The organism is Hyphomicrobium sp. (genome assembly GCF_036833075.1).
Classification (GTDB): domain Bacteria; phylum Pseudomonadota; class Alphaproteobacteria; order Rhizobiales; family Hyphomicrobiaceae; genus Hyphomicrobium_C.
Window position 1 is genome coordinate 1 of the sequence record NZ_DAITQL010000140.1, and the last position, 6,050, is coordinate 6,050.

A 6,050-nucleotide genomic window follows, 5' to 3' on the forward strand; every position below is an offset into this window, starting at 1 on the left:
GAGCCGCGCCCTCGCCACCCTGATCAACAATTTCGAGAAGGTCACGGAGGCCGTCGCTGAGCTCGACACCGATGGGAACGCCCGCGCCGCGGGAGCCGGAGCCGACGCGGAGCGCATGCGCCGCGAGATTGCGGAACGCCTTGAGCGACTCGGCGGCGGCGGGCCGCCTCGCCGGGGATCTCGCAAGCCTCGATCCTGAGACGCTCGCCTTCATCCTGTCGGACTGGCAGCTCTGGGCGCGCGACGACCAGCTTCCGCCGGCCACGACGGCCGCGGGCGAGGACTGGCGCGTCTGGCTGATCCTCGGCGGGCGCGGCGCCGGCAAGACGCGGAGCGGCGCCGAATGGGTGCGTGCCAAGGCGCTCGGCATTCCGCCCCTCGGCGATACGCCGGCGCGGCGCATCGCGCTTGTCGGCGAGACGCTGGGTGACGTGCGCCGCGTGATGATCGAAGGGGTCTCGGGATTGCTCGCGATCCACCGCGAGGATGAGCGTCCGGCGCTCGAGGTTTCGAAATCGCAGCTCGTCTGGCCGAACGGCGCGGTGGCGCAGATGTTCTCCGCCGAGGATCCCGACAGCCTGCGCGGACCGCAGTTCGATGCCGCCTGGTGTGATGCGTTTGTAAATGCTGTGCTCGGCGCGTCGGGCGTTGAGGGTACGGGCAAGTTGACCGCGCGGTCATTCCTGAATTTCGGAACGGCGACCGATCGACCTCAGCCGGGCGACATCGTCGTGCTGACGCGCGGCAATCCCAACGGGTCGCAGGGCCACGTTGGGTTTTTCCAGGGGTTCGACCGGAGCGGGCGGGTTCTCGTGCGCGGAGGGAACCAGCGCGACGGCGTCAACACGTCGGCATACGATGCACGCCGCGTCCTCGGGTTCCGCACTGCCGGGACCGTCACCGAGCAGACCGCGAGCCTGCCGAACTACGGCCCGGCCGGGCTGGCGGATATCGACGCTCGCCTGATGGCGATCAAGGACCCGAAAGAGCGGAAGGCAACGCAGGACGCGCTGAACAGCTATTTCACGTTGCAAAAGAAGCAGATGGATGCGCAGCGCGAGCAGGTGCAGTCCTGGGCCGAAGGCGAGCTGATGCGCAATCCCGGTCTGGAAATCTCGAAACTGCCGCTCGATTATCAGCAGGCGCTCGGCGCGTCGGGCATGACGACGCTGATGAACTATCAGGAAAAGCTCCGCAGTCACGGCGAGCCGCAGACGGATGACCGCACGCTCTACGATTTGCAGACCGAGTTCGCCAACGATCCGGAAGGGTTCGCGAACATCGACCTGTTCCAGTATCGCGACAAGCTTTCCAATTCCGATTGGGAGAAGGTGCGCGGCTGGCGGCAAGATGCGTTGAGCGATAAGCGCAAGGCTCGTGAGGCCGGCACGGACCTCTCGCAGGCGTTCACTCAGGCGCAGAAGCAACTTGATGCTGTCGGCCTCACGACGACCGGCAAGAAGGGTTCCGCGCGTGAGGATGCAGCCCAGCAGGTCGTTAAATTCCAGAACGCCTTGGCCTCCGAGTTGGAGGCGTTTAAGCGCCAAAACGACAACCGGGCCCCGACGCAGATCGAAGTGCAGTCGATGATCAACAAGCTTCTCCTGCCCGTGGTCATCAAGACGCCTGGCATGATTTGGGGAGAGAACGAGACGAGCGCGTTGCTATTCCAGGGTGCGGGCCGTGGGGATGATGCGACGGTTGAGATTGCCGTTGAGTACGATGATATTCCGTTTGATCTCAGACGCGGGCTTGCGATTGATCTAGAGCGCGAGCTTGGTCGCAAGCCGAGCCAAGCCGAGGTCGTTCAGAAGTACGAGGATTTCGTGCTCGACCGGTGAGGCATCGAGGCCGGGTTTCCCCGGCCTCGTAAGCTCAGCGCATCGCGGCCTTGATGACGTGCCGCGCCATGCTCATCTGGCACGTTCCGTAGTCCAGGTCCTCGGCGACGCCGAGCGGATATGAAACGTCGGCGTCGATCTTCGTCCCGACGCTACGGAGCACCGCGTAGCCCTCCATGAAATCGCGCGCCGTCTCCCAATCCATGGTGATCGTGATGGGCTTGCGATCGGCGGCGGGGGCGGCGCGGGGCGGGCTGTTGTCGGCCGGTTGGGACGCGGCCTTCGCAAGCTCGGCCTCCATTTTGTTGAAGGCTTCAATGTACTTGAGCTTCCAGCCCAGCGCCTTCTTGCCGGTAAAACCCATGGCGAGCAGGGTGAAGCCGTCACGGGTCATGGCGTAGGCTTTGGCTAAGCGCTTGGCACCGCTACCGATTTCGACCTCAGCGACCAATTCCTCAAAATTGAGGAGAAGGTCGCTAGAGCCCTGCGCAATGAGGTTGTCTATGTCGCGGAGGACGTTGTCGTGCCGCTTCTCGAAGAACGCCGCGACGTCGCGGCTGTTGGCAAAAACAGTCCCCTCGAAGTCGTAAACGATGGGCGTATAGCGCGCCTGCTCGGCGTCGCGATTGCATCGGTGACGAATGATCTGACGATCGCCGGCAGAAAGAATCAAGTGACATGGAGCGCCGTTACTGGCGCTGGCCGTTATGTCGTCTACAAAGAGGACAACGGCGTCTATGGCTATATCGGCGGGACCTCTGGTCTCTCCTTTGATGATGAGAACATCGTAGCCGACCTTTCTGACACGCCGCAAACCGCGCGAAATCCATTCACGGGCTCGGGAAATTATCCGCGCTGTGCAACCTTCATTGAACAGCGCCTTGGCCTCGCGTCAACGAACAATGACCCTCAAGCGGTCTGGCTGTCGCAATCGGCCAACTATGAGAATTTCGGCTATTCCCAGCCGTCGAAGCCGTCCGACGCTGTAACCTTCCGCATCCGCGCCCGGCAGGTGAACGAAGTCCGCTCGATGCTCCACATGAAGGGCCTCATGCTCCTCACGTCCGGCGCGGAATGGGTCGTCTCTGGCGGCTCGCAATCGGACGCGATCACGCCGTCGGCTATCAAGATCGACAATCAGGGCTATCGCGGCGCGGCTCGCGTGCAGCCGATCGTTGTCGGGAACACGGTCCTGTTCGCTCAGGACCGCGGCTGCGTCGTGCGCGACTTCTCCTATCAGTTTGCGGATGACGCCTTTGTCGGTAAGGATCTGACGATCCTGGCGCGGCATCTGTTCGAGGATCGGAACATCAAGGCATGGGCCTATGCCCAGGCTCCGCACTCGATCGCATGGGTTGTGCTCGATGACGGCTCGCTCGTCTCTCTGACCTACATGAAGGACCACGACGTTTGGGCATGGACGCGCCACGAAAGCGGGGCTGATGCGTTCTTCGAAGACGTGTCCGTTGTCGCGGAGGGCAATGACGACGTGCCCTATTTCGTCGTTCGCCGCACCATCGACGGGCAGACGAAACGGTATATCGAACGGCTTCATTCCCGGAGCTTCACCAAGATCGAAGATGCGTTCTTCGTTGATTGCGGTCTGACCTACACGGGAGATCCAGCCACGACGATTTCCGGCCTGGGCCATTTGGAAGGGGAGGCGGTCGTTGCACTCGCCGACGGCAATGTCGTGCGCAACCTCGTGGTGGTAGACGGGACGGTCACGCTTCCGAACCCTGCCGCCAAGGTGCACGTTGGCTTGCCGATGACGGCGACACTCGAGACGCTGAACCTCGACCTCGGCCAGTTGTCCGGCCTCGGAACCGTGCAGGGCCGACAGAAGTCCGTCAGCGAGGTCACGCTTCGGGTTGAGAGGACGCGCGGAGTATTCGTTGGGCCGTACGACGGCGACCGCGATAGCGAGCACCTCGTTGAGTACAAGCAGCGCGCAGCGGAGGAATGGGGCGAGGCGATTAAGCTCTATACGGGCGATATAGTAATTACGCCACAGTGGGATTGGAATACGAACGGGCGCATGTTCGTAAAGCAGTTCGACCCCCTCCCGATGACCATCCTCGCGATTATGCCAGACGTGACGCTCGGGCGATGAATCCTGCAAGCCAGGTCGTGCCGGCGCGGCCCGAGCACATCAGATCCATCGCCAAGAGGATGCGGGAGGCCGACCGCTTGGAGGTCCAAGCCGCCGCGGGGAAGACGCCCGGCCAGGCGCTCGCGTTCTCGCTCCGCAAATCGTCGTTTGCCCGAACGTGGATCGTCGACGGACGCCCGGAATTGATGTTCGGCGTTGGCGATCTCAACGTTCTTGCCGGGGTCGGCGCGCCTTGGCTGCTCGGCACGGATGTTGTGCTGAAACATCAGGTCGAATTCCTCCGCTCGTCGATCGAATGGAAAGACCAACTGTTCAAGCGATATTCGACACTTAGGAATTTCGTTGATGTCCGCAACGAGATATCGGTTCGCTGGCTGAAGTGGCTAGGGTTTTCGCTGTCTGATCCGATCGAGCATCGCGGCCATTCGTTTTACATTTTCGAATTGGGGTCGGACGATGTGCGACGTGACCATGGCATTGATGATCGGCTCGACGCTGATAGGCGCGGCCGGACAGGTGCAGCAGGCGCAGGCTACGGCGAAGGCCAACCGCTACAACGCGCAAGTCCAGAAGATGAACGCCACCATTGCCGACAACCGGGCAAAGGATGCGATCGAGCGCGGCAAGCTGGAAGAGCAGCGCAAGCGGCAAGAAGTCGCCCGTCTACAGGGTGCGCAAACTGCGGCGATGGCGGCCAATGGTGTTGACCTGAGTTTCGGGTCTCCGCTCGACGTGCTTGTTGACACTGCTGCTCTTGGCGAGATCGACGCCCTCACGATCCGCACCAACGCGTATCGGGAGGCATACGAACACAAGGTCGACGCCGCGAACAAGCGGGCCGGCGCGCAGTTGAGCAGCATGAGCGCGGACGCCGCGAAGACGGGCGGCTACCTCAGTGCGGCCGGAACGATCCTTGGCGGCGGGGCGAACGCCTACGGTCAATATCAGAAATCGACCATGGGCGTGATTTCGTAAGGGGGCGGAAGTGGTTAAGGTTCCGGAATACACGCCGAGCGTTTCGCTCCGCCCGAACTTTCGGCAGGACATCGACGTTCGCGCGACGCCGGAAGCGTTCGGCGCTGATATCGGCCGCGGCATACAAGGGATGGCGCGCGGGCTTGACGCCGCGGCTGGCGTGTCTGCGCAATTGCAGGCGCTCGACGACGCGAACCGCGCGAAGGACGCAGACAACGGCTATTCGGATTGGCTGCGCGAGCGCATGTACGGTGACGGCGGGTACATGACGCTCGAGGGCAGAAACGCCGTGGATGGCCGCGACGCGTTCGAGCGGGAGGCCGAGGAAAAGCGCAAAGAGTTCGGGAAGGATCTGACCGGAGGGGCAGCGCAAAACTATCAGAATTCGTCCCAGGCGCGCCTGCGCTCGGTCTTCCAGCAGTCGATTGTCCATAGCGCACGGGCGCGCAAAAGCTGGTTCGACGAAACGTCGGCGGCGCGCGTCGGCACGTTCGCGAACGACGCGTTGGAGAACGCCAGCAATCCCGAACTGGTCAACAGGAACATCGCGGCCGGCATCATGGAAATCCGTGAGCAAGGCGCGATGCACGGATGGGACGCCGCGACGCTCAGCCTGAAGGAGAAGGAATTCACGTCCGGGGTCCACAAGAACATCGCAACGCGTCTTGCCCAGAGCGACCCTCTGGCGGCTAAAACGTACATCGAAGATCACGCCGCGGCGATCTCGGCCGTAGACAAGGCCAATCTGGACAAGGCGCTCGAGGGGCCGGTGATTGCTGAAAAGGCAAACCGGAACGCCACGGATATCATTTCTGGCGTGCCGTCGCAGACCTACGACGAGCAGCCGGGGCCGACGCGCGAGAGAGCGACCCGCATGGGGCTCGATGAGCCCGCCCCTGCGCCGGATCGCGAGGCCGGCGCGGCCGTGCCGGCGCGTGTGCGCGCGAATGATATCGCGTCGCGGTTTGACGGTATGAGCGAGCATCGGAATGCGGGGGCGATATCCGATTTCATCCGGCGATCGGCCGGGCTCAACGTAGACCCTCGCGTAACGCCGTGGTGCGCGGCGTTCTGCGGCGCGTGTCTCGAGCGGGCCGGCATCGGCTCCACGCGCTCGCTGC

Annotated in this window: 5 protein-coding genes and 2 pseudogenes; 6 read left to right on the top strand and 1 reads right to left on the bottom strand. The window is 62.9% G+C overall.

Annotation, left to right across the window (positions count from 1 at the left end; all coding sequences use genetic code 11):
* Both V7082_RS21180 and V7082_RS21185 read left to right on the top strand, forming a co-directional pair.
* Window positions 1–199 (top strand): hypothetical protein (locus tag V7082_RS21180; protein ID WP_334151650.1); only part of this gene is annotated, 199 nt, incomplete at its 5' end.
* The gene (locus V7082_RS21185; protein ID WP_442909837.1) at window positions 141–1,841 is read left to right on the top strand and encodes a TIGR02594 family protein; all 1,701 of its coding nucleotides are present in this window, start codon (window positions 141–143) and stop codon (window positions 1,839–1,841) included. The genes V7082_RS21180 and V7082_RS21185, both read left to right, overlap by 59 nt.
* 34 nt (window positions 1,842–1,875) lie before the next feature.
* On the opposite strand, the gene V7082_RS21190 is transcribed toward V7082_RS21185, so the two are convergent.
* Complete coding sequence (locus V7082_RS21190) at window positions 1,876–2,514, bottom strand: Rha family transcriptional regulator (protein ID WP_334151654.1); 639 nt, start codon at window positions 2,512–2,514, stop codon at window positions 1,876–1,878.
* Between V7082_RS21190 and V7082_RS21195 the strand changes: the two genes are divergently transcribed.
* From V7082_RS21195 to V7082_RS21210, 4 genes and pseudogenes are all read left to right on the top strand, one after another.
* Window positions 2,515–3,954 (top strand): hypothetical protein, encoded by a 1,440-nt coding sequence (locus V7082_RS21195; RefSeq protein WP_334151655.1) that lies wholly within the window; start codon window positions 2,515–2,517, stop codon window positions 3,952–3,954.
* Window positions 3,955–4,139: 185 nt separating this feature from the next.
* Window positions 4,140–4,334, top strand: a pseudogene (locus V7082_RS21200) (phage protein Gp13 family protein); the annotation flags it as partial.
* Window positions 4,335–4,425: 91 nt separating this feature from the next.
* The gene (locus V7082_RS21205; protein ID WP_334151657.1) at window positions 4,426–4,929 is read left to right on the top strand and encodes a virion core protein, T7 gp14 family; all 504 of its coding nucleotides are present in this window, start codon (window positions 4,426–4,428) and stop codon (window positions 4,927–4,929) included.
* Window positions 4,930–5,059: 130 nt separating this feature from the next.
* Window positions 5,060–6,050 (top strand): annotated as a pseudogene (locus tag V7082_RS21210) (hypothetical protein); the annotation flags it as partial.

Bases quoted from the DNA above. Each gene is read 5' to 3' on its own strand.
- V7082_RS21205 (WP_334151657.1), top strand. From the start codon at position 4,426: ATGGCATTGATGATCGGCTCGACGCTGATAGGCGCGGCCGGACAGGTG.